Source organism: Sporacetigenium sp. TC11 (genome assembly GCF_058146105.1).
Window position 1 is genome coordinate 533,567 of sequence record NZ_JBYVNY010000001.1, and the last position, 24,052, is coordinate 557,618.

Genomic DNA, 24,052 nt, shown 5'->3' on the forward strand with positions numbered 1-24,052 from the left:
CTAAAAACTAATTATCCTGTGACGTTAATAGTCTATGGATAATAGCTGTGACCTCTGCTCGAGTTGCACTTTTGTTTGGTTTAAATGTTCCATCGCTATATCCATTAATTAAACCATAACTACTTAATTCTAAAATATCATCTTTTGCCCAATTTGGTAGGGTATCTTCAAAACTCACTTGTTGATTTGCAGGAGCCTTGTAATCTACTTTTTGGATGAGACGATTTAACATTACTGCCAATTCAGCTCGAGTAATATTTTTATTGGCCCTAAATGTTTGATCTGGGTATCCACTAATTATCTCAAGTGATACGCCAATTCGGACAACTTCTTCTGCCCACTTTGGAATCGTATCTTTAAACGCAATTGAATCTTTTACATCTACTTCTTCGTTGATCACTCTTGAAATAAGTGCTGTTACTTCCGCACGAGTAATGTTTTGGTTTGGTTTAAATGTTTGATCGCTATATCCTTTAACGATTCCTTTTTCAACTAATGAGTTAACTTGTTTTTCAGCCCAGTGATTTTTAATATCTTTTAAATTAACTTCAAATAACTCGGTAATTTCACTTAACTTAATTAATGATAGTTTTTTATCTATAGGTTCTTCAAGTTCAAAATTTGCAGTAACAGTAGTTGTATTAGGTGGCATCGTAAAAGTCGTAATTCCACTAGTAGCGTTGCCAAAGGTTCCTCCATTAGAGGAAGTCCAGTTTTTGAATCGATAGCCGTCATCAGGTTTTGCTGTTAGATTTATTACAGTGCCACTTTCATAATTACCATTTTCGCCAACTGTAATGCTTCCGCCAGTATTGGCTACTAGATTCAACGAATGACTTTCTACTTTGGCACTTACGGTAACATCTACAGTACTAACAAATTTGCCATCATAAGTTGTAGCCGTAATTTTAGTATCCCCAACACTAGCTGCAGTAACTAATCCGTTTTGATCCACCCTCGCCACATCACTGTTCTCCGATTCCCATTTTACATATAGATTAGTAGCATTAGAAGGTGTTACAGTTGCAGCAAGTTTGGTTTTAGAGTTTTCTAAATCATCTAGCTTTAGTGTCACTGTTTGAGGAGATACAGTTACTCCAGTGACATTAGTTACTTTTATATCTTCAATTGGATCATTACTAATCTCTTTTTCTTTTTCATTAAGTGCAACTACTATATCTGAATTATCGTATTCATTCAAATCAGTTTCAAGAGTATCGATTTTAAAATAGTAATATTTACTATCAGCACCGTCAAAATTGATATTATTTAAATCTATAGAGTAGACATACATGTAATCAGATTCGTTATCTAATGTACCTATATTCTTCATATCAAGAGTTACACCATCCAATGAATCTTCAACTACACTTATTGCAACATTAGCAGGTATTTCACAATTATTTGAAACCTGAGCAGTTACAATAATCTTATTGTCAATTCGATGCTGAGTAAGTTTTACAGACACATTCACCAAACCTAATGTTATAACGTCGCTATTATTAGCCTCATCACTCTCTTCGTTTGAAACAACTGAAACAGTGATGTCTGTTTCTTTCGTAATATCTGAGACAGCAACGTCTTCTGTTAATACTACGGTTTCTCCAGGCTTAATTTGGCAGTCTATATCCTTTTCAAAATAAATATTATCATCTTTGATCATTTTCAAGGATAATGTATTTACATCATTTTCACCATTATTTGTAACACTGAATTCAATAGGCTGAACGTCTCCAACTCTCTTGGTTTCGTCCGCATACGCATAGTTTAAAAGCGTATCAGTCTTAGGATTAACATCGGCAAAAACAAGTGAATTCATCTGCTCTTCGTCAATATAATCAAGCCTATTCATTATAATCTTCCATTCACCGCTATCCAGCAATTCAACATCCATAAACTGAATAGTGAAATCTTCACTATTATAAAGTGATATTGGCTCACTCCAACCATCAGAGGTTCTTATGGAAGCATACACTGTGGAGCTTTCTTCTCCTCCATTAAGCCATACTATGGCAGACTTGTCCTCATTTTCTATCATTTGATATGATGATGTTATGACTTTTTCTTTACCAGGGCTAATTGTGTTTATAACAGTACTTGAAATATCGTATTCAAATATAATTCCGTTTGACTGCCAATATAAGCCGTTCTTTCCAAACTTAAGTGAGTTTGCATAAGTACTTTTAGGAATAGGCGTAGCTTTTCCATTTTCTAAAAGATATATATTTGGAATATCTTCTTTATGTACGCTATATGCAATTCTTAAATCCCCATTAATATAACCAGCAGCTAAATCGGTAATATAGTCTGTTGTCTTGTATACAAGTGACGGATTAGACCATTTCCCGTTAGATAATGTACTTTTCATAATGGAATAAGTTCCCGATTCTCCAAAAGGATTATTATCACTGTTGCTTACCCATAACGCAGTAACATTACCACCATTAGATGTAATGGTTGGATACATATCAAGTGAATAGTTATCTGTTATAAACTGTTGACTTTCAAAAGATTGAGTATTATTATTCCATTTAGCAAAACTAATTTCACTGTTTTTCGTGACTTCAGCAAGTAAATCATCTACTTCCGTTTGGCTTACCTTATCTTTAGATTTTTGCCAAATTACATAGAATTCATCATTATGCACCAATGTCTTGAAATATAAGTCTGCTGTTTCACTTTCACAAACTGGTTTTGGTTCACTCCATGTATCATCATTATAGACAGAATACATTAATACGGTATTATTTCCAGTGCTTCTTGTCTCATCATCATAGTGGAATAACATTATTAGCTTATCGCCTACTTTAGTAATTTGAGGCATAGTGTTTGGCATAATCCAATCCTGTAAGGAAATTAGACTATCTGACTGGTCAGCATTTAAGGAACCCAGTTTTGTTCGTTTTACACCATTCCAACTCGTTGTTTTTTTGGAATAATCACGGGAAATTAATGACAATTCAGACTCAATAAGCTCATAATTTGCATTGAATAAATTCGATTTAGCTTCTGGCCATAATGACTTTGTTGCTTTGGCAATTGTAAATTCTTTTTGAACCATGTATAGCGCATTGAATTTAATCTTAGCTGCCACCTCTAATGATCCTTTGTTATCTGGAATAATTTGGATTTCTACTCCCATTCCTCCTTCAACTCCAGCCGTTACCAAGCCGGAAACCCCTAATCCTCCACCTAAAGCCGCCTGAGGAGTTATCGTTAAATTTCCTGAAATAGGAATTACCTTTTGTTTTTCATCTGAGAACTCTAAATCACCCTTTAATTTAACATCAACTTGGCCAGTTAAATCAATGTAAATCGGAACAGGACCATATAAAAACTGCCTTGAATATACTGATTTGTTACTACCTGTTAATAACACTCCACCTTTATTTTCAATAGTATTACCCTTTTTATCTACTTTAACTTCAATAAAACCTATAGCATTTACCTGCGGATTCCATAATTTCTTTTCAATAGTAAATGATCCAGATTTTCCTCCATAGGCAGTCATCAACCGTTGTAATTCTGCCAATTTATCTTGACTTTTTTTCGCCTTTTCTATATCGTTTTTATATGTAAGCCACTTGCTCTCCTTATCTACAAGGTTATCTCCTTTTATACCTATAGTACCTTTCCAGGTCACTGTACCGTCATCACCTACAGTTCTAGCCATATTAACTGGCATAAATGGTGGTTTCAAATTAAATTCACCTGGAAAAACACTAGTCATCCAACTATCATTTACAGTTCCTTGTTGTTCATCTGCAATTTGAAAACTCTCTAAATCTTCTAAACCTGGTCTTTTAGAAGAAGCTTCTGATTCATCAATAAATAAATTAATCTTAATTGGAGTACTTGATACCCCATTTTTTGAAACCATCTTAAGTTTAACAGGCTGTTCCGGATTTAACTGAAGGCCTGGTGCAAAATTAAACTCACCAGTTAAGCTCTCTAATTTTTTTCCTGAAGGACCACCAGCTTCACCTTCTTGATACAGAACATATGAGCCCTTAGCTTCCTTACCCCAATCTCCTGTAACTTCTAGATAAAACATTTCTTTGTCACCTTGTATAAAACGTTTCGTCTGTGAACGTAAATCAAAATATGTATCCCGATCTTGCACTCTAGTAAGGTACGGTAAACCGTCTTGAGTTGCTTCTTCTAAAAATATAAAACGAGCTGTTCTTTGCTGTAAATTATATTTTTGTTGAACTGTTCTGTATCCATCCTTTGAAATAGTAACAAGCTTTTCTCCATAAGCACCTTTGTAGCGAATTGATCCATTATCATCTGTCACTAATTCAGCGCCATCAACTTCCACTGTTACACCTGATATTGGCTGAGTAGTTTCTCTTGATGTGACAATAATACGATGGTCAGCGTTGCTTAAGTAAAACTCTTTAAGAGCTTTTATATCATCAACACTAATATCACTAACTCGGATAGCATATTTGAACATGTCTTCCATGGCTGTTTTGGCATATGTTCCATACTGTTCGAATGAAAACCAATCTATATACCTACCCCCATTTACATAATTATACTCCCATGTAAGACCAGAGGCTATAACTCTACCTTTTTCTAAAGGGTATTCTATAAGAGTTGGCTTATTTGTTGTTTTTTCTCGTAAAATTACTTTAGTTCCTGGAGGTAATGTATCCTCGTTAAAGGAAACATGACTAGTATACTTTTCGTAAAGTTCGCTATTTCGTAAAACCTTATTATCCGTAAAAATACCAGTAACAATAGGGTGAGACTCATCAGCAATATAATTTCGATATTCATAGTGGTTTGTCTTTTTAACTCCTCCAGGCAAATCTTCAATTAAGCTGCCGTTTGCCCATCCAGCATCAGCTGCACCAAAAACAATAACTCCTCCTAGTTTGGCAAATAGTTCTAGATAATCCTTAAATTGGGTATAATTAGAATATGTTTCAAATGGCTGATCATTTGCAAACACAACTACTCCATATTTAGATAAATCAACTGACAAAAACTCCGATGTGCTAACCTTGTCGAACCCTGCTATTCCAGATAAAACTACTTGATTTGATTGTGTATTCCATGGATCGTTATCTTCAATTAGTAGTACTCTTTTTTGTGTATTATTTTCAGAAAATGCCGAAAACCCCTTCTTTATAAAAGTATTTTTAGGCTCATAATTTTCTGGCGCTACATTGGTTGATGCTTCCTTGCTGTTTGTTTGTTCTTCATTGTTGTTTGTTTGTTCTTCACTGTTGTTTGTTTGTTCTTCACTGTTGTTTGTTTGTTCTTCACTGTTGTTTGTTTGTTCTTCACTGTTGTTTGTTTGTTCTTCACTGCTTGGAATTTCATTAGAATTTGAAGGTAGCTCTTCACTATCCGAAGAGTTATTAGCATCTGTAGATTCATCAATGCTTAACAATTCATTTGATGTGTTAATAGCTGAAATGGAAAATACTGGTTGATTAAAAAACGACAGAACCATCATAATAGCCATTAACAAACTTGTAAATCTCCTGATTTTCATCTCTTTCCCCCTGTTTAATAGCTTTTTACATAAGTATTTAAGAGCAACTAAGCTTATAACTAAACTTATTACTTTCTCAAATATCCCATTTGTTATTATTGATATACCTCTCCCTATTTACTATAATTTCATTTTATAATATTCTACATTTCGAACTATTTTCCTCTAGCTTTTGTCATTTTTATCCAAAATCACACATAAAATCAATTATAAGTGTCTAAATACGCGAATACACGATAGAATTGCAGAATCAATCTATTGCCCTTTATTTGATTAAAATAATATCAAAAAAGGAGTTAACCATAAGGTAAACTCCTTTTTTGATATTATTTTACTCTACTTAAAGTTACTACTGCTTCTGCTCTTGTTATTTTTCCTTTAGGCTTAAATGATCCATCACTGTATCCGCCCATATATCCTTTTTCCATCATACCTTCTACTGAATTCTTAGCCCAGCTAGATACTTGACCTTTATCACTATATTTATTTAATTTATCGTAATTTGTATCTGCTAATTTTTTATAGTTAGATATCATTACTGCTGCTTCTTCTCTTGTTATTGGATCATTTGGTTTAAACTGTGTCGCTGACTTTCCATTACATACTCCATTACTTACTGCTATATCTATTTCATTTTTAGCCCAATGAGTTTTTGTGTCGCTAAATACTTTTCCAGTTGATTTAGTTAATCCAAATTTATTATTAAATATTGTTACAAACTCAGCTCTTGTTATAGAATTATTTGGTCTAAATGAACCGTCAGCATATCCACCTACGTATCCTTTATTCATAAAATCTATTATACTAGACTCAGCCCAATGCCCTGCTATATCGCCATAAAATGGATTTTTTATTTTAAATAAAGAGATACTTTTAAGTTGCCCATATATATTATCAGTAGCACCTGCTTTAATATATATGTATGGTTTATTTAATAGGTATTTATCAATATCCACAGTAAGTGTATCTTCACTTTTACCTGATACGTTCCAATAAAAACTATCTGCCTCAATCAACTTTCCATTGACTTCATTATATAAATCCATTGTAATATAATTTAACTTAACCTCAGCACCAGCATATGCAAAAGATATTTCTCCATATCTATCATCTATATTTGCATGCTCCGTATAACCTAAAAGATGTCCACCTTCTCCATCTGAATCACGTAAAGATATTAGGTTAAACCCAGGCTCTGAAAGTTTGTTTATAAGAATATAATCTTTTGGATTTGCCTCATTTAAAGCTAATGTTTGACTTAAATTTGCATTCATTTCACTTCCCGCATAAGTAACGCCCCTTGGTACTATAACAGCAGAAAATGCTATAACTGCAGTTAATGCCGTTGTCATAAGTTGTTTTTTAAGTTTCATAAAATCCCCCCTAATATAATTATTTATTTTGTAGTAATATAGACAAATATTAAGAAAAGTTCTGTATATTAGTTTACTCTACTTAGAGTAACAACTGCTTCAGCTCTTGTTATATTATTTTTAGGTTTAAATGTATTATCACTATACCCACTCATGTATCCATTTTCTATCATACCTTCAACTGAGCTTTTAGCCCAAGCAGATACCTGACTTTTATCTTTATATTGATTTATTTTATCATGATTAGCATCTGATAATTTTTTATAATTAGATATCATAACAGCTGCTTCTTCCCTTGTTATTAAATCATTTGGTTTGAATTCTGTTGCTGATTTACCACTACATACTCCATTTGTTACAGCTATATCTATTTCAACTTTAGCCCAATGAGTTTGAGTATCATTAAATACTTTTCCACTTGTTTTAGTTAATCCAAATACATTATTAAGTATTTTTACAAACTCAGCCCTTGTAATTGAACTATTAGGTCTAAATGTTCCATCTTCATAGCCACTTATATATCCACTACTTGTAAACGACTTTATGTATCCTTCTGCCCAGTGGCCTTTTATATCAATAAAGTTTTTAAGGATATCTCTTATTTTGTCCTTACATCCTTGTCTATTTGATAATATATCAGATGTTGTATAAAATACACTTCCTTTAATTTGTGGATACTCTCTATTTAATTCTAATTGTTTATCTATCTCTACTGCCACTTCATCTTTATATATACCATGGCCTATATATAGGCTTACATTTGTTCCAATAACTTCATTTGACCACCACTGTACAAGTTTTGAATAATCTGCTATTGTAAATCCTATTGGCCAATATATCTGTGGAACTACATAATCTATCCAATTATTTTTTATCCATTTTCTAGTGTCTGCGAAGTCAGAATAATAACTTTCATTTCCACTGGTATCTGAACCTGTTAGATCACTTGATTTGTTCTTCCATATACCACTTGGACTTATTCCAAATTTCACACTAGTATTTATACTATTAATTTTGTTATTAACTAAAGATATCGTTTCATTTACATGATTTCTTCTTGCATTAGCAACACTGCCATCTTTACCCTCACCTGATGGTAGTGGGTAATTTCTAGGATAAAAATAATCATCAAAAACTATTCCATCTACATCATAATTAGATACTATTTCTCCTACTGTATCTGCTATATGTTTTTTTACCTCAGGTAGTTCTGGGTTGTAATATAAAGCACCACCATGTTGTATAACCCATGAAGGATTTTTCTTAGCTGGATGATTATTACTTAATACATTTACATCTGTTCCTGAAGTCGTTACACGATATGGATTTAGCCATACATGTACATTCATATTTCTTTTATTTGCTTCTTGTATTACAAATTCTAATGGGTCGTATCCTGGATCTTTTCCTTGAGTTCCTGTCAATACATCAGACCAAGGATTTATATTAGATTTATATAATGCATCTGCCTTAGGTCTAGCTTGAAACATTACAGTATTTATTCCAGTTGCTCTAAGTTCATCTAATATTGTTATCATTTGTTGTTTTTGTTCTTCTATATTTACTTTATTACTAGGCCAATCTTTATTATAAATTGTAGTTATCCATGCAGCATTCATATCATCCGATGCTGCATTTACTTCGTAACTTCCAAATCCCGTAAATAATAAGCAAAAACATAGTACTGATGTTAGTATTTTCTTCATCTGTTAGCCCCCCCATAATATTGAGTACACTAACAATGTTACTATATATTTCTGCTTTTTTCTATATTATACGACAAAAAAGCATCTATTTTTGTAGATGCTCTTTGAATACAAACATTTTATTTTACTCTACTTAATGTTACAACAGCTTCTGCTCTTGTTATTTTTCCTTTAGGTTTAAATGTTCCATCACTATATCCGCCCATAAATCCTTTTTCTATTAAGGCTTCCACTGAGTTTTTAGCCCAACTAGATACTTGGCCTTTATCTTTGTATTGGTTTATTTTATCGTAATTAACATCTAATACTTTCTTATAATTAGCTATCATTACTGCAGCTTCTTCTCTTGTTATTGGATCATTTGGCTTAAATTCTGTTGATGTCTTTCCGCTACATACCCCATTGCTTACAGCCTTATCTATTTCATTTTTTGCCCAATGAGTTTTTGTATCACTAAATACTTTTCCACTTGTTTTAGATAGTCCAAATGCTTTATTAAATATTGTAACAAACTCAGCTCTAGTTATAGAATTATTTGGTCTAAATGTTCCATCATCATATCCGCCAATATATCCTTTTTCTTTAAAATCTTCTATATACTCTTTTGCCCAATGATTATCTATATCACCGGATACTATAGGTCCAGAATTTCCATATTCATATATGAATTTATAATCATTTACTTTTTTAACTAGTTTAAATGGTGTTAATTTATCAAAAGTATAAATATTTATGTAATTAATTCCATTTGATTTAAGTCCATTTAAGTTATCAACCTTGTATGAGTAATTCTTATTTAATATATTAAATTCTATATAAGTTGAGTTGTTTTTCTTTACTTCTTTAACTGTGCCTCCAAGTACATTAACAATATCTCTTATTGAAACAAAATCACCCTTTCTTCCTGATGGAAGTATTATATCCTCTAACTCTTTTGAACCTTCTTCATTTTCTGTACTTGCATCTACTTTCTTTATAAAGTAGTTACTTGATGTTAATTTCTTATAAAGGCTTGCATATAAAGGATTTGTTGTTAAGGAGTAGTTACTAATACGTCTTCTTACAGGTATAGTTTCTTCTGTCATATTGTTTACATCAAAATAAAAAACAGCTTTTACACGAGGATAATTTTTTTGTATTCCATTGTAGAATGTAGATAATTTTTCCCGCGCAACAGTTATATTGTTGTATTTTTTAAATATATTATTTATTAATAAATTAGACTCATGGGCAATACCTAACTCACCAACAAATACAGGTTTTTTATACCCATATTTATTATAAACATAATCTAACTTAGATATTGTATTCTCAGTTAAAGTAGGTTTATTAATATCTCCATTTGTATACATAGTGTTATAAACATTAACTCCAACCCAATCAACATATGCATCACCTGGATAGTATTCATCTATATAACGTTCTGGAGTAGGAAACGGCACCCATGTCATAATTACATTAGGGGCATACTCATGCATAACATTAGCAACTATTCTCCACTTTTCTTTATATGCAGTGCTGTTTTTTACAATCTTCACATTGCCATTTGCATCTATTACCTTGTCACCGTGCCAAGGAGCCCAATCACCATTCATTTCTGACGCATATCTTAAAAATATTGGACGCTTGTATTCTCCAAGCATTTTAGCAAAATCTCGTAATTTTTTATCATTTTGTATTGAATCAAGTGCATTGCCAGTTTTAGTTAAAGCTTGGGGTTCAAGAGCAATATGAGGAATTCCATCTTCACTAACTACAGCACTTAGCCAGTTATTTAAGTCTACTTTGTCACCAGTTACATACCCAAAATATTTGAAATATGCTGCATGTTCTCCTAGACCTTTTACATCCCCAACAGTAACTGAATCTTCAAATTCATCAATCATACCTGAGTATTCTTGTTGAGTATATTGTTTTTTAAAACCTCCATGCATTTTATAAACATTGCTATCTTGTAATGTGTATGCTCCCAAGTAAGCTCCTTTTCTTGGTTCAAACTTTTCTAGTTTATAGTTCGGGTTTTCTATTGTTATTCTGTTACTACCTTCTGCAAATGATACCGTTGTTCCTAATAGACTTAGGGTAATAGCAGATATAATTAATTTATTTTTTGCCAAATTAATATCAGTCCTTTTCATTTTTATTTTTATATTTTAAAGTATTATTTGGTGATCAATTAGATAGATGAGTAAATAAAGACAATAATATTCCTTTGTAGACAAATAATCTCATATAGTTACATATCTAATTATATAAGAAGGAATGATTTTAATCAACATTGATATTAGTTAAAAGATTCGTGACCCTCATGTGGCCAACGATCTTGAAAAGATGATCCGTTGCTCAAGCTTATAAGTTGGATATTATAACTTTTCCACAAACCAGTTAAATTATAATATCCTTGTAATTAAAAAATCTATTGATATAATTATCAATAGATTTTTTGCTTATTTTAATTATTTAATAATTTATTATCTTACTCTGCTTAATGTTACTACTGCTTCTGCTCTTGTTATTTTTCCTTTAGGTCTAAATGTCCCATCACTATATCCACCCATAAATCCTTTTTCTATCATACCTTCTACTGAGTTTTTAGCCCAGCTAGATACTTGGCCTTTGTCTTTATATTGGTTTATTTTATCGTAATTTGCATCTGATAATTTCTTATAATTAGATATCATTACGGCTGCTTCTTCTCTTGTTATTGGATCATTTGGCTTAAACTCTGTTGCTGATTTACCATTACATACTCCATTACTTACAGCTACATCTATTTCATTTTTTGCCCAATGAGTTTTTGTATCGCTGAATACTTTTCCACTTTTTGTAGTTAATCCAAATGTTTTATTAAATATTGTTACAAACTCAGCTCTAGTTATAGAATTGTTTGGTCTAAATGAACCATCACTATAACCACCTACATATCCTTTGCTCATAAAATCTCTTATGCTAGCTTCTGCCCAATGACCTGCTATATCATTTTTTACATAAAATGGATTTTTTATTTTAAATAACTTTGAGTCCTCATATGCTCCATCTACAGTATCAGCAACGCCTACTCTAAAGTATAGATATGCTTTATTATATAAATCTGGGATAACTGGTACTGCAAGGATATCTTCACTTATACCTGCCATGTCCCAATAACCACTATCTACCATAGTTAACTTCCCATTATTATCTGCATATAATTCCATATTAATATAATCTGACTTTATATCAGGAACACTACTTCCATATACAAATCCTAATTCTTTAGTAGTGTTATCATAATCAAAGTATGCTATAACATGTGCAGCTATATAATCATCCATTAATATTACCATATTCTCCGTATTTTCTAAGTCATTTGTTACAAGTCTATAATTATTTGGATTTGTCAAATCTGTACCTGTAGTTGCTTGAACTGAATATGTTCTTTGTTCAATGTTTTTATGCTGAAATTCTACTCTACCTACTTCACTAGCATCTTTAGTATTTAATTCCTCCACGAAGTTTATCAATCCATTTTTAATCTCATCTTGTGATTCACTTGCTGCATAAGCAGTACTCCTAGGTGCCATAATAGCCGAAATTGATAGTACCATAGCTAAGGCCATTGTTATAATTTGTTTTTTAAATTTCATAAAATCCTCCCAATTAAAATATCCTAATTATAATAATACAAGTCCATTTAGTTAGATATTGGACCAATATTCTCTTAATAAATTCTATATTTACACTTATTCTCCTTTTTATTTAATTAAAATACAGCAAATTTATATAAAATTACATAAAAAAGGAGTCAACCGTAAGGTCAACTCCTTTTAATTTAATAGTAAAGTTAAACGGTAAAAAATAATCTATTTTTTATTTTACTCTACTTAATGTTACTACTGCTTCTGCTCTTGTTATTTTTCCTTTAGGTCTAAATGTTCCATCACTGTATCCACCCATGAATCCATTTTCCATCATACCTTCTACTGAATTTTTAGCCCAGCTAGATACTTGACCTTTATCTGTATATTGATTTAATTTATCATAATTTGTATCTGATAATTTCTTATAATTAGATATCATTACTGCTGCTTCTTCTCTTGTTATTGGATCATTTGGCTTAAACTCTGTTGCTGACTTTCCATTACATACTCCATTAGTTACAGCTTTATCTATTTCATTTTTTGCCCAGTGTGTTTTTGTATCGCTAAATACTTTTCCACTTGTTGTAGTTAATCCAAATGCTTTATTGAATATTGTTACAAACTCAGCTCTAGTTATAGAATTGTTTGGTCTAAATGAACCATCACTATATCCACCTACATATCCTTTACTCATAAAATCTCTTATGCTAGCTTCTGCCCAATGACCTGCTATATCATCATTGTAAAATGGATTTTCTATTTTAAATAACTTAGAATCATCATATGTTGTTGCATCTTCAGTATCAGCAACTCCTATTTTAAAATACAGATATGATTGTTTGTATAAACTTTTCTCAATTTCTATATAAGGTATATCAAAATCTTCAAATTCAAGAACTGTCATGTCAAATTCAAAGCTCTCTTCCTTAGCTAACGTACCATTATTATCTTTATATAATTCCAATGTAAGATAATCTGACTTTGGATCAAGTTGGCTAGGCATATAGAAAAAATCTAATTCTCCATATGTGTTATCTATATCGTCATAACCAAGATATCCTAATTCATGTTCAGTTGTATATTTATCCTTTAATACTACATAGTCACTTTCTTCATCTCCATCTGTTATAAGTTGATAACTATTTGGATTTGTCGTATCTAGTTCCTCTGCTGCATAAGCAATACTTTTTGGCGCTATAATCGTAGAAATTGACAGCACCGAGGCTAAGACCATTGTCATAAGTTGTTTTTTGAATTTCATAAGATCCCCCTTATTTTTATTATTATCTTCAGCTTATTTTATCATAAAATCGACTGTTTTTCTCTACATATTTTTCCTATTTCCTACATTTATATTATTTTACTCTACTTAGCGTTACTACTGCTTCTGCTCTCGTTATTTTTCCTTTAGGTCTAAATGTACCATCACTATATCCGCCCATAAATCCATTTTCTATTATACCTTCTACTGAATTTTTAGCCCAGTTAGATACTTGACCTTTATCTTTATATTGATTTATTTTATCGTAATTCATATCTGATAATTTCTTATAATTAGATATCATTACTGCTGCTTCTTCTCTTGTTATTGGATCATTTGGCTTAAACTCTGTATCTGATTTTCCATTACATACTCCATTAGTTACAGCTTTATCTATTTCATTTTTTGCCCAGTGTGTTTTTGTGTCATTAAATATTTTTCCACTTGTTGTATTTATTCCAAATGTTTTATTCAATATTGTTACAAACTCACCTCTAGTTATAAAATTATTAGGTCTAAATGTACCATCACTATAACCACCTACATATCCTTTAGTTATAAAATCTCTTATACTAGCTTCTGCCCAATGACCCGATACATCTTTTACATAAAACGGATTTTCTATTTTAAATAATGTTACGTCATCATATGTTGTTCCATCTACACTATCAGAAACACCTGCTCTAATATATAGATATTGTTGATTAAATAAAGATTTATCAATTGTCACAGAGAGTACATCTTCATCTATATCTGCCAAATTCCAATAATCTTTATCTGCCATAGTCAACTTTCCATTATAATATTTATATAATTCAATTGTAATATAATCTGACTTTATATCAGTATCACTGCCTCCATATGCAATTGATAATTCTCTATATAGAGCATCTATACTTGAATGGTCAATATATATTAAAGCATGTATGACTTCATATTTATCTCTTAAAAGTAGCAGATTATCCCCATTATCAATATTATTTGTTGTAAGTGCATAATTGCTTGGATCTGTCTCATCTAAATATAAATTTTCTTCTGCATAAGCAATACTTTTTGGCACTATAATAGTAGTCAGAAATAGCACCAAGGCTAAGGCCATTGTCATAAGTTGTTTTTTGAATTTCATAAGATCCCCCTTATTATTATCTTCGGATGCTTATTCTAGAGTTTTTTAGGATAAGCATTTTTATTTAAAACTCACAGATATAGGAATTCTCACTTCAAAACTCCTATTCCAAGGATATGTTATCTGTCTTTCTTGCGTATTATTTTCACCTGGATAGTTTATCCATCTTATCTGAGCAAAACTATAGTTATCAGGACCTTTATATGTCTTAAAAACTCTATTTGATGGACTACAGAATATAGTATTTAATCTACTCATTCTAAATTCATTATCTTTTGATGTACTTGTCTTAATATTAACTTCTTTTAATAAATTGTTATATATCCTAGTGCCTTCTTTTACGTTATATTTATAAAAGTTAGACTTAATTAGCTCTTTGTCCACTCCAGTTAATTGTCCTAGATATTCATCTACTTTATCTTTAGACCCTAAGAAATACGATACATCTTTAGCTAATTCCGTATATAATAATTTTACTTGTCCGTTAAGTCCAGTTATAGTGGAAGCTTCCTTATCTCCTAGACCAATAAATGCTAATCTTCCTATGCCATGTCCTACTGCTAGTCCAGTCATATTTCCTACTGTATTCCAAGAACTATATGATAATAATTTTGGTGTATTTTTATTATTGAATAATAACCTTTGAAGTTCTCCACTTTTAAGTGAAGCATCTATTACAACAGTTGGTATATTTTTTTTGGAATTATAATTAATCTTCATATTAAGGTCATTAGCATTTTTAGATTGTTCAGTTTTATTAGATTGGGTAAGTACTAATACTTCCATGTCATATCTATTTTTCACTATTTGACCACCGCTTATTAATATATGCTTTCTAACTCCACTATCAAGAGTGTTATAATCATAATTATCTGCCTGTAAATTTTGACCTTTTCCAAAGTATGTTATTTTAACTTTAGGTACTTTTCCTAACCCATAATTTGAAAATTGATCCACTGAAAATCTTGATAATAAACACATTCCCATTTCATCTGCACCTGCCATTATATTATTATCAGGTACATCTTCTTTAAATTTTAAATAATCTATCTCATTTGTCTGTATAGTATTTCTACCTTTACTATCATCAACTCCATAGTATAGTTCAGCTTTTGGATACTGGTTTAGTATCTTGTTCATTTCTATGTTTAATTTAAACTTTCTTACTCTAGAATCTAAGTAATCATCTCTTTGAGCAAGTGTTAATCCACTATAATCTAAATTCTCCCCCTTAGGTGATTTATTATAGTTATTTATTACATCATTAAAACTCATATCAAAGGTTTCATTATTTGTTTTTCTCCATCGTTCTAAAGAACTGTACTTTCTAGTTGCATTGTATATTTCTTCAGTGTACCCATTAAACCCATTTGTATCTGCTAATCTCATTATTGAATCAAACATATATACTGGCTTATCTCCTATTATGCTCATCACGATTTCAAGTCTATTTAATTCAGTAGTTACATCTATTTTATTATGATTTAATCTCGATCCTACTAATCCACCTGACATTAACTGGTCTGCACTTATTATATATCCATCAATATTATTATTAGCAGTCACAGCTCTAAGCCAATCTACTATTAAATCAGGTGACCCTAAATTTAGATTAGTTGTGTTTTGGGGTTGTCCATCTAGTTTTGTTGCAAATAAATTTGGCTTTGGATCATTATCTGATTCAGGTACAAGTACCTTTATTCCCATTGCTTCACCTGCCATTATAACTCTATCATAATTAACTGGTCTATCATCTAACGGAACATATGCCACAGTTCTTAGAAAATTATTGTCTTTATTTTCAGTTTGAAAAAAAATAATGCTACTTATAAATATTCCTATTAAAAAAATTGCTACTATCTTTTTCATATATTTAACCTCAATAAAACTTATTTTTAGTTACAAAAAAGAGAAGACATAAGCCTTCTCCCATTATTATAACACATAAAAATTTAATTATTTAAAATCCCACTTATTATATTATCAGCAATAATATCGTAAGCGTTACTTCCCTTTAATATAAACTTGTCCATATCTACTTTACTAGTTATAAAACATCCTTCTACTAATATAGCAGGCATATTTGTATTTTTTAAAACAGCTAAATGACTTCCATCTTTAGCTCCTCTATTACTAAATCCAAATGCACTAGATATGTTATCTACTGTTGATTTAGCCATACTATATGATCCTGTTTTAGTTGAATAAAAAACTTCAGTTCCATTAGCATCTGGATTATCTGAACTATTAAAATGTATAGAAACAAACTTATCAACTTCATTTGAATTTGCAATTTGAGTTCTTTTAGCCAACTCTCCACTTTGAGTATAACTTCCTTTAGGTAAAGTATTTACTACATTATATCCTCTATTTCTAAGTTTATAAATTACCTTCTCACCTATAACCTTATTTAAATAGCTTTCTTTATATATACCATCAATTGCACCTGCAAGAGATACATTATGGCCTATATCAACAGCTATAGTAGGCTTAACCATACTATCTGCATTACTAGATACTATAATTCTTACTTGTATATCTTCTACAACATTTCCATTTTCTATTTCACCAGATATGTCCCCATCTTTAACCCAGCCTTGCCATCCTTGGTTTTTAATTTTAGTTCTATAGAAGACATGATAATTAGACGGTGCTCCAGTTAAATTTATCTTAACACCTTCTATACCAGATCCCCCATTATACCAATTACTCCAAGTTCCATTTGCATAAGTTTGATAACTTATTTCAAATTCTCCATTAGTAGTAATCTCTAAACTAGCTAAAGAGCCACTATTATTTACCTTTGATACATTTATTTTATCTTGATAAATATCTTGGATAGGATCTATAACTCCTGGATTTTGTGGTACATCAACATATGATGGAGTAGAAGTTGGAATTGGTAGTGGGCTTTGTGATGGCTTAATATCTGTTAAAAAACTCTTACTAACATAGGCATAAGATCCATTATATTTTATATTTGCCCATCCATCTTCTTCACCTACTACTTCTACAGCCGTACCTTTTATCAATGATCCTACTATACTATAGGTTGATCCTGGTCCTGATCTTACATTTAATGAATCTGCTGTAGTGTACATTGTTATCACTGGATATGGATCACTTATTTCAGGCTTTTGAGTTCTTGATATAGTAACAACAGCTTCTGCCCTAGTTATACCTTTTTTAGGTCCAAATGTGTTATCGCTATATCCGCTCATATACCCATGTTCTACAGATCCCTCTACAGATGGTCTAGCCCAAGTAGATACTTGATTAAAGTCTTTATACTTAATTATTTTATCTAAATTACTATCTTTTTTATCCTTTATACTAGTTATTATAGAAGCTACTTCTTCTCTTGTTATAGTTGCATTAGGTCTAAAAGTTCCGTCAGTATATCCTTTTATGTAACCTGCTTGCGCAGCTATGCATACATCATCATAATACCAGGCTTGTGATTTTACATCTTTAAAGCTTACTTGCTTACTTTGTTCAAAGCCAAATACATTATTTAATACTGCTACAAACTCAGCTCTTGTTATAGAATTATTAGGTCTGAATGTTCCATCACTATATCCACCTATATATCCGTTGCTAGAAAACTCATTTATATAACTTTCGGCCCAATGTCCATTTATATCACTAAAATTAGCTCCACTAGCAAATATACTAGTTCCTGATAAAAATACCATACATACTACGACTATATTAATAACTATATTTTTAAATTTTGAATTCTTTATTTGCATACTTTATCTCCTCTACAAAGTTGTCAATTTTAACACTCCAATAAAAAACACCTATAATTTTATAGGTGTTTTTTGTATTTTTACTCAACTCTACTTAAAGTTACTACTGCTTCTGCTCTTGTTATTTTTCCTTTTGGCCTAAATGTTCCATCACTATATCCGCTCATATATCCTTTTTCCATCATACCTTCTACTGAGTTTTTAGCCCAGTTAGATACTTGGCCTTTATCTTTATATTTATTTAACTCATCGTAATCTGAATCTGATAATTTCTTGTAATTAGATATCATTACAGCTGCTTCTTCTCTTGTTATTAGGTCATTTGGCTTAAACTCTGTTGCTGATTTTCCATTACACACGCCATTTGTAACAGCTATGTCTATTTCATTTTTTGCCCAATGAGTTTTAGTATCATTAAATATCTTTCCACCTGTTGTTGTTAATCCAAATGTTTTATTAAGTATCGTTACAAACTCTGCTCTCGTTATTGAGTTGTTAGGTTTAAATGAATCATTAGCATATCCATTTACATAACCCTGGGAAGCAAATTGATCTATAGAATCTTTAGCCCAATGACCTTGTATATCATTAAGGTATATAATTACAATTGGTGGCTTTTCACTTGTTAGATTTTCATCCTTTATATATCTTACCTCACCATTAAACTTAGTAATTACCCATTTACCTGAATCGTTTAAAACATAACCATAAACTTTCACTTGGGTATCTTTTAGAAACTCTCCTACCTTTCTAAAGTTAGTGCTCGGTCCTGTTCTTATATTTGCATAGGTATAACTAACATACTTTGTTTCTTGTTGCTCATTTATTACAGGTATAGTGTACGGCTCTTTATACGCTGGTACCTCAAACTCTAGGCTATTTGTTACATAAAAATCAGATAAATTATTCATATGATTCGATATACTAGTCGCCCATTCAATGTCAGTTGCATATTGATGGCCGCTATATTTTACATAATCAAATCTCATTTTGTACAAAGTATCTTGATTATGACCTCCACCATAATCTGATCTATATATATAATTTTCTTTTAGCCATTTAGCAGAACCATCAATTGCAACTGGAATTGATGTCCATCCATTTTTGTATGCAGTTGTTGTTCCCCCTTCTTTAGGTGCTAAATCCTCCGCTCCTATCCCATAAAGATTATGAACTTTAATAGTTTTAGTACTATCTGGAGTACTAGTATCACTCAATTTCACATAACTCACCGTTTTTGGCTTGCCATCACTGCCTATTATTTCAGCTGTATCCATTACAGCATTACCATTTTCGTCTAATACAACATCATATCCTTGTGCTAAAGGTGATTTACCAAAATCTGTTTCATGTAGAGTGTGTGCTACTAAATATATAGGATCTATGTTATATTTTCTAGCTACATCTTCAAATGTTTGTCCTTGATCATAGTATATGTTATTCTCTGGTTCACCAAGATCGTTTAAATAGGTATTTAATCTTTGTTCATCAATTTCCCTAAATTTATTTATCTTTAAAAATTGCATAAAAGTTTGTTTGTTTTCCACAGTGAAATTATTAGGATCTATCTTTTCTTTTAATTTTGTATATGTATTAACTCCCCCTATTTGTGAATCTATATATTCATCTAAAGTTAAACTTACTTCAACCTTGCTTACTATGTCTTCATTTTCTTGCGCTACTGTTGAATATATCTCATTACTTGTATTTATTTGTGAAGTATTTGCAAATACATTGTTGGAGTTAATAGATAATATTATCATTCCAACTAATAAAATCGATGTAATCTTTTTAATATGCATGTTTTTCCCCCTTAATATAAATAAAACATTTATAAAATAAAATATTATATACTATATTATAACAAAAAAGTACAGAAATTGAAGTCAATTTCTGTACTTTTTTGACAATTTAACTTTTTTGTTACTTTTTATTGACAATTTATATTGATTTATTACTCAACTCTACTTAATGTCACTACTGCTTCTGCCCTTGTTATCTTGCCTTTTGGCCTAAATGTTCCATCACTATATCCGCTCATATATCCTTTTTCTGTAATACCTTCTACTGAAGCTTTAGCCCAGCTAGATACTTGGCTTTTATCTATATAATTATTTGATTTATCATAATTTGTGTCTGATAATTTTTTGTAATTAGCTATCATTGCTGCTGCTTCTTCTCTTGTTATTGGATCATTTGGCTTAAATTCTGTTGCAGTTTTTCCATTACATACTCCATTTGTAAATGCTATATCTATTTCATTTTTTGCCCAGTGATTATTTGTATCACTAAATACTTTTCCACTTGTTATAGTCAATCCAAATGATTTATTTAGTATCTTTACAAACTCAGCTCTTGTTATTGAATTATTAGGTCTAAATGTTTTATCATCGTATCCATTTACATATCCCTTAGATACAAATTGCTCAATAGAAGCTTTTGCCCAATGAGACTGTATATCTTCAAAGTTTATAATTATAATCGCCGGCTTTGTATATGTTAAATAATTATTATATATATATCTTACCTCTCCATTGATCTTAGTTATGGCCCATCCATTTGAAGTATAACCATAAACTTCAACTGCAGTGTTTTTTGCTAAATCTCCTACATCTCTAAAACTAGAAGTAGGTCCTGTTCTTACATTTACACTCTCAATATTATAAACATATTTTGTTTCTATTGGTGCATCACCTATTACAGGTACCGTGTATGATGGAGTTGCATATTTTGGTACTTCAAACTCTAAATTAGTTGGTTCATATAAATAAGATAACTCATTCATATATTCTGATACTTTATTTGCCCATCCTATATCAGTTGCATATTGATGCCATTTTCCTACATAATCGTATCTCATCTTATATACAGTATTTTGATTATATGATGATCTATATATATAACCATCTCTAATCCACTTAGCAGATCCATCTATTGCAGCTGGAATAGATGTCCAGTCATTATCATATGCAGTTGTTGTACCTCCTGGTATAACTGCTGAATCTACTGCTCCTATACCAAAAAGATTATGAACTTTAACAGTTTGTGCATCAGTTGGTGTACTAGAATCCTTCAATCTAACATAACTTATAGTCTTTGTTACATTGCCTTCACTATCTTTTATCTCAACTATATCTCTTATGGCTTTTCCATCAGGACCTAATACAACATAATACCCCTGTGCTAAATTTGACATTCCAAATCCAGTTTCATGTAAAGTATGTGCAACTAAATAAATAGGATCTATATTGTATTTTCTAGCTACATCTACAAATACTTGTCCTTTGTTATAAAATATATTAGTTTTCCCTGAACTAACTGTAATATTATTTAAATAGGTATTTAATCCTTGAACATCAATTTCTCTAAATTTATCTATCTTTAAAAACTGCATAAAAGTTTGTTTATCTTCAATTGTTAAATTATTAGGATCTATATATGATTTTAGCGTTTCTACAGATGTATTTGTTCTCTCTACTTGAGAATCTATATATTCATCTAAAGTTATACTTACTTGAGTATAATCTACTATATCATTATTTCCTTGTACTGTTACGTATTCACTAGAAACCCAACCTTCTTGCCCATTACTCAATCTTACCTTATACCATCCCTTTGATCCTTCTAATATGGTTACAGTGTCATTTTTATCTATAGTAGTTATCTTCGTATAAGTTGTACCAGGTCCAGTTCTAACATTTAATGTTGGTGAATTTACCATTGCTGTAGAATCTGCAAATATACTAGTTGCACTAATAGATAATGCAATAATTGTAGCTATTACAGTTGAAGTGATTTTTTTTATATGCATTTAATGTCCCCCTTCTATAAAGAATTTATTATATAAAATACTACACCTATTTACATTATAACAAAAAAAATACAGAAATTGTAGTCAATTTCCGCATTTTTTCGACAATGTAATTTTTTTGTTACTTTTAATTAGTTTATTTATGATTGTTTATATGAATTTATAATATAAAATAATTATAATAAAAAAAGACAGAAATTTAATAATTTCTGCCTTTCTTGTAATATTTACCTTGTATATTTATTATTTTCTATCCATTATATTTTGTATTCTAGTTTTTATTTGATCTGATTTAGGTCCAAATATAGCTTGAACTCCACCTTTAACTTCAAGAACCCCTGCTGCACCTAGAGATTTAAGCCTAGATTTATCAACCTTACTCGGGTCTACTACATTAACCCTAAGTCTAGTTATACAAGCATCTAATACTTCTATATTTTCTTTTCCACCTAGAGCTTCTAATATATGGGCTGCTTGTTCATCATCACCCATTTTATCAGAATTTCCTTCGCCTCTTTTATTATAATCTTCCTTTGAATACAACTTGACAACTTCATTTTCATCTTCTCTACCTGGTGTCTTTAAGTTCCATTTTTCTATAGCAAACTTAAATAAGAAATAATAAATAGGCATATATATTAAACCTACTATTACTACTGTCCATGCATTAGTCTTTGCTGGTCCAGGAAGAAGTCCATATAATATAAAGTCTATAAGACCTCCAGAGAATGTCATACCCATGTGCACATCAAACATGTACATCAACATAAATGATAAACCAGCAAGTAATGCATGTATAACATATAATATTGGAGCAACAAATAAGAATGTAAATTCTAGTGGCTCAGTTATACCAGTTAAAAATGTTGTAAGAGCAGCTGATAATAAAAGTCCTCCTACTATTTTTTTCTTCTCAGGTCTAGCAGCTCTATACATTGCATATGCTGCTGCAGGTAAACCAAATATCATAAATGGATACTTACCTGACATAAATCTACCTGCTGTAAGATTAGCACCAGCAGCCCATTGGCCAAACCATATATTAACATCTCCCATAAACACCTTTTGTGTAGCCGGATCTGTCCAAGTGCCACCAGCACCAGTAAACCAAAGTGGTGAATAGAATATATGATGTAGACCAAATGGTATTAAAGATCTTTCTATCAATCCATACACAAATATATATATTGGATTTGCATTTTCAGCAGCAATTACAGAACCTATCGCGCTTATAGCAGATCCAACAGGAGGCCATAAAAATGCCATTAATATACCAAGTCCTATACCTGCTAAGGCAGTTATTATAGGTATAAATCTAGGCCCTGCAAAGAAAGATAAATAATCAGGGAATTTTATGTCGTAATACTTATTATATAAATAAGCGGCGACTAAACCTACTAATATACCACCAAACACCCCTGAGTTTAATGTTTTTATACCTAATACAGTACCGTATGCATATTGCGATAAGTCAGTTGGCATAAGTATTCCCATAACTACATTCATTATTAGAAATCCTATGGCGGCAGCAAGACCTGCAACGCCCTTGTCTCCAGTTAAACCAGAAGCAACACCTAATGCAAACAATAAAGGTAAGTTGGCAAATACTATTTCACCTGAATTTTTTATAACAGATGCAAATAATTGCCAAAAACCACCTTTTAAAAATGGTATTATAGCCAAAACATCTGGGTTTTGCATAGCAGCTCCAAAGCCAAGTAGTAACCCTGCAGCTGGAAGTAAGGCAACAGGAACCATAAATGCTTTACCTATACGTTGAAGTAATTTCATAATATGTAATTCTCCTTTTAAATACAAAATTTATCATATCTAACCATTAATATTTGCTTAATATATATTTTTATTCAATTTTAATATAAAAAGAGGATATCTC

12 protein-coding genes are annotated in these 24,052 nt (G+C 31.1%); all 12 read right to left on the reverse strand.

Annotated elements, in window-relative coordinates:
* Positions 1–7: 7 nt before the first annotated feature.
* On the reverse strand, positions 8–5,509 hold the full coding sequence (locus ACUSRV_RS02550; protein WP_490140343.1) for an S-layer homology domain-containing protein: 5,502 nt from the start codon (positions 5,507–5,509) through the stop codon (positions 8–10).
* A 326-nt stretch (positions 5,510–5,835) separates the two neighbouring features.
* Positions 5,836–6,882 (reverse strand): S-layer homology domain-containing protein, encoded by a 1,047-nt coding sequence (locus ACUSRV_RS02555; RefSeq protein ID WP_490140344.1) that lies wholly within the window; start codon positions 6,880–6,882, stop codon positions 5,836–5,838.
* A 68-nt stretch (positions 6,883–6,950) separates the two neighbouring features.
* Positions 6,951–8,588 (reverse strand): family 10 glycosylhydrolase, encoded by a 1,638-nt coding sequence (locus tag ACUSRV_RS02560; RefSeq protein WP_490140345.1) that lies wholly within the window; start codon positions 8,586–8,588, stop codon positions 6,951–6,953.
* Positions 8,589–8,707: 119 nt separating this feature from the next.
* Entirely contained in the window at positions 8,708–10,705 is a 1,998-nt protein-coding gene (locus ACUSRV_RS02565) for an S-layer homology domain-containing protein (RefSeq protein WP_490140346.1), read from the reverse strand.
* Between the two features lie 354 nt (positions 10,706–11,059).
* Positions 11,060–12,214, reverse strand: a complete 1,155-nt coding sequence (locus ACUSRV_RS02570; RefSeq protein ID WP_490140347.1) for an S-layer homology domain-containing protein — start codon at positions 12,212–12,214, stop codon at positions 11,060–11,062.
* Between the two features lie 223 nt (positions 12,215–12,437).
* On the reverse strand, positions 12,438–13,469 hold the full coding sequence (locus tag ACUSRV_RS02575; RefSeq protein WP_490140348.1) for an S-layer homology domain-containing protein: 1,032 nt from the start codon (positions 13,467–13,469) through the stop codon (positions 12,438–12,440).
* A 94-nt stretch (positions 13,470–13,563) separates the two neighbouring features.
* Complete coding sequence (locus tag ACUSRV_RS02580) at positions 13,564–14,595, reverse strand: S-layer homology domain-containing protein (RefSeq protein WP_490140349.1); 1,032 nt, start codon at positions 14,593–14,595, stop codon at positions 13,564–13,566.
* Between the two features lie 60 nt (positions 14,596–14,655).
* Positions 14,656–16,464 (reverse strand): DUF4127 family protein, encoded by a 1,809-nt coding sequence (locus tag ACUSRV_RS02585; protein WP_490140350.1) that lies wholly within the window; start codon positions 16,462–16,464, stop codon positions 14,656–14,658.
* Between the two features lie 83 nt (positions 16,465–16,547).
* Positions 16,548–18,347: an S-layer homology domain-containing protein gene (locus ACUSRV_RS02590; protein WP_490140351.1), complete on the reverse strand. Its 1,800-nt coding sequence runs from the start codon at positions 18,345–18,347 to the stop codon at positions 16,548–16,550.
* Positions 18,348–18,427: 80 nt separating this feature from the next.
* Positions 18,428–20,149 (reverse strand): S-layer homology domain-containing protein, encoded by a 1,722-nt coding sequence (locus ACUSRV_RS02595; RefSeq protein WP_490140352.1) that lies wholly within the window; start codon positions 20,147–20,149, stop codon positions 18,428–18,430.
* A gap of 152 nt (positions 20,150–20,301) precedes the next feature.
* Positions 20,302–22,158, reverse strand: coding sequence for an S-layer homology domain-containing protein (locus ACUSRV_RS02600; RefSeq protein WP_490140353.1), 1,857 nt, complete (start codon positions 22,156–22,158; stop codon positions 20,302–20,304).
* A 243-nt stretch (positions 22,159–22,401) separates the two neighbouring features.
* Positions 22,402–23,949 carry a glucose-specific PTS transporter subunit IIBC gene (gene ptsG / locus ACUSRV_RS02605; RefSeq protein WP_490140354.1) on the reverse strand — a complete coding sequence of 516 codons (1,548 nt, stop codon included), beginning with the start codon at positions 23,947–23,949 and terminating at the stop codon, positions 22,402–22,404.
* Positions 23,950–24,052: the final 103 nt, after the last annotated feature.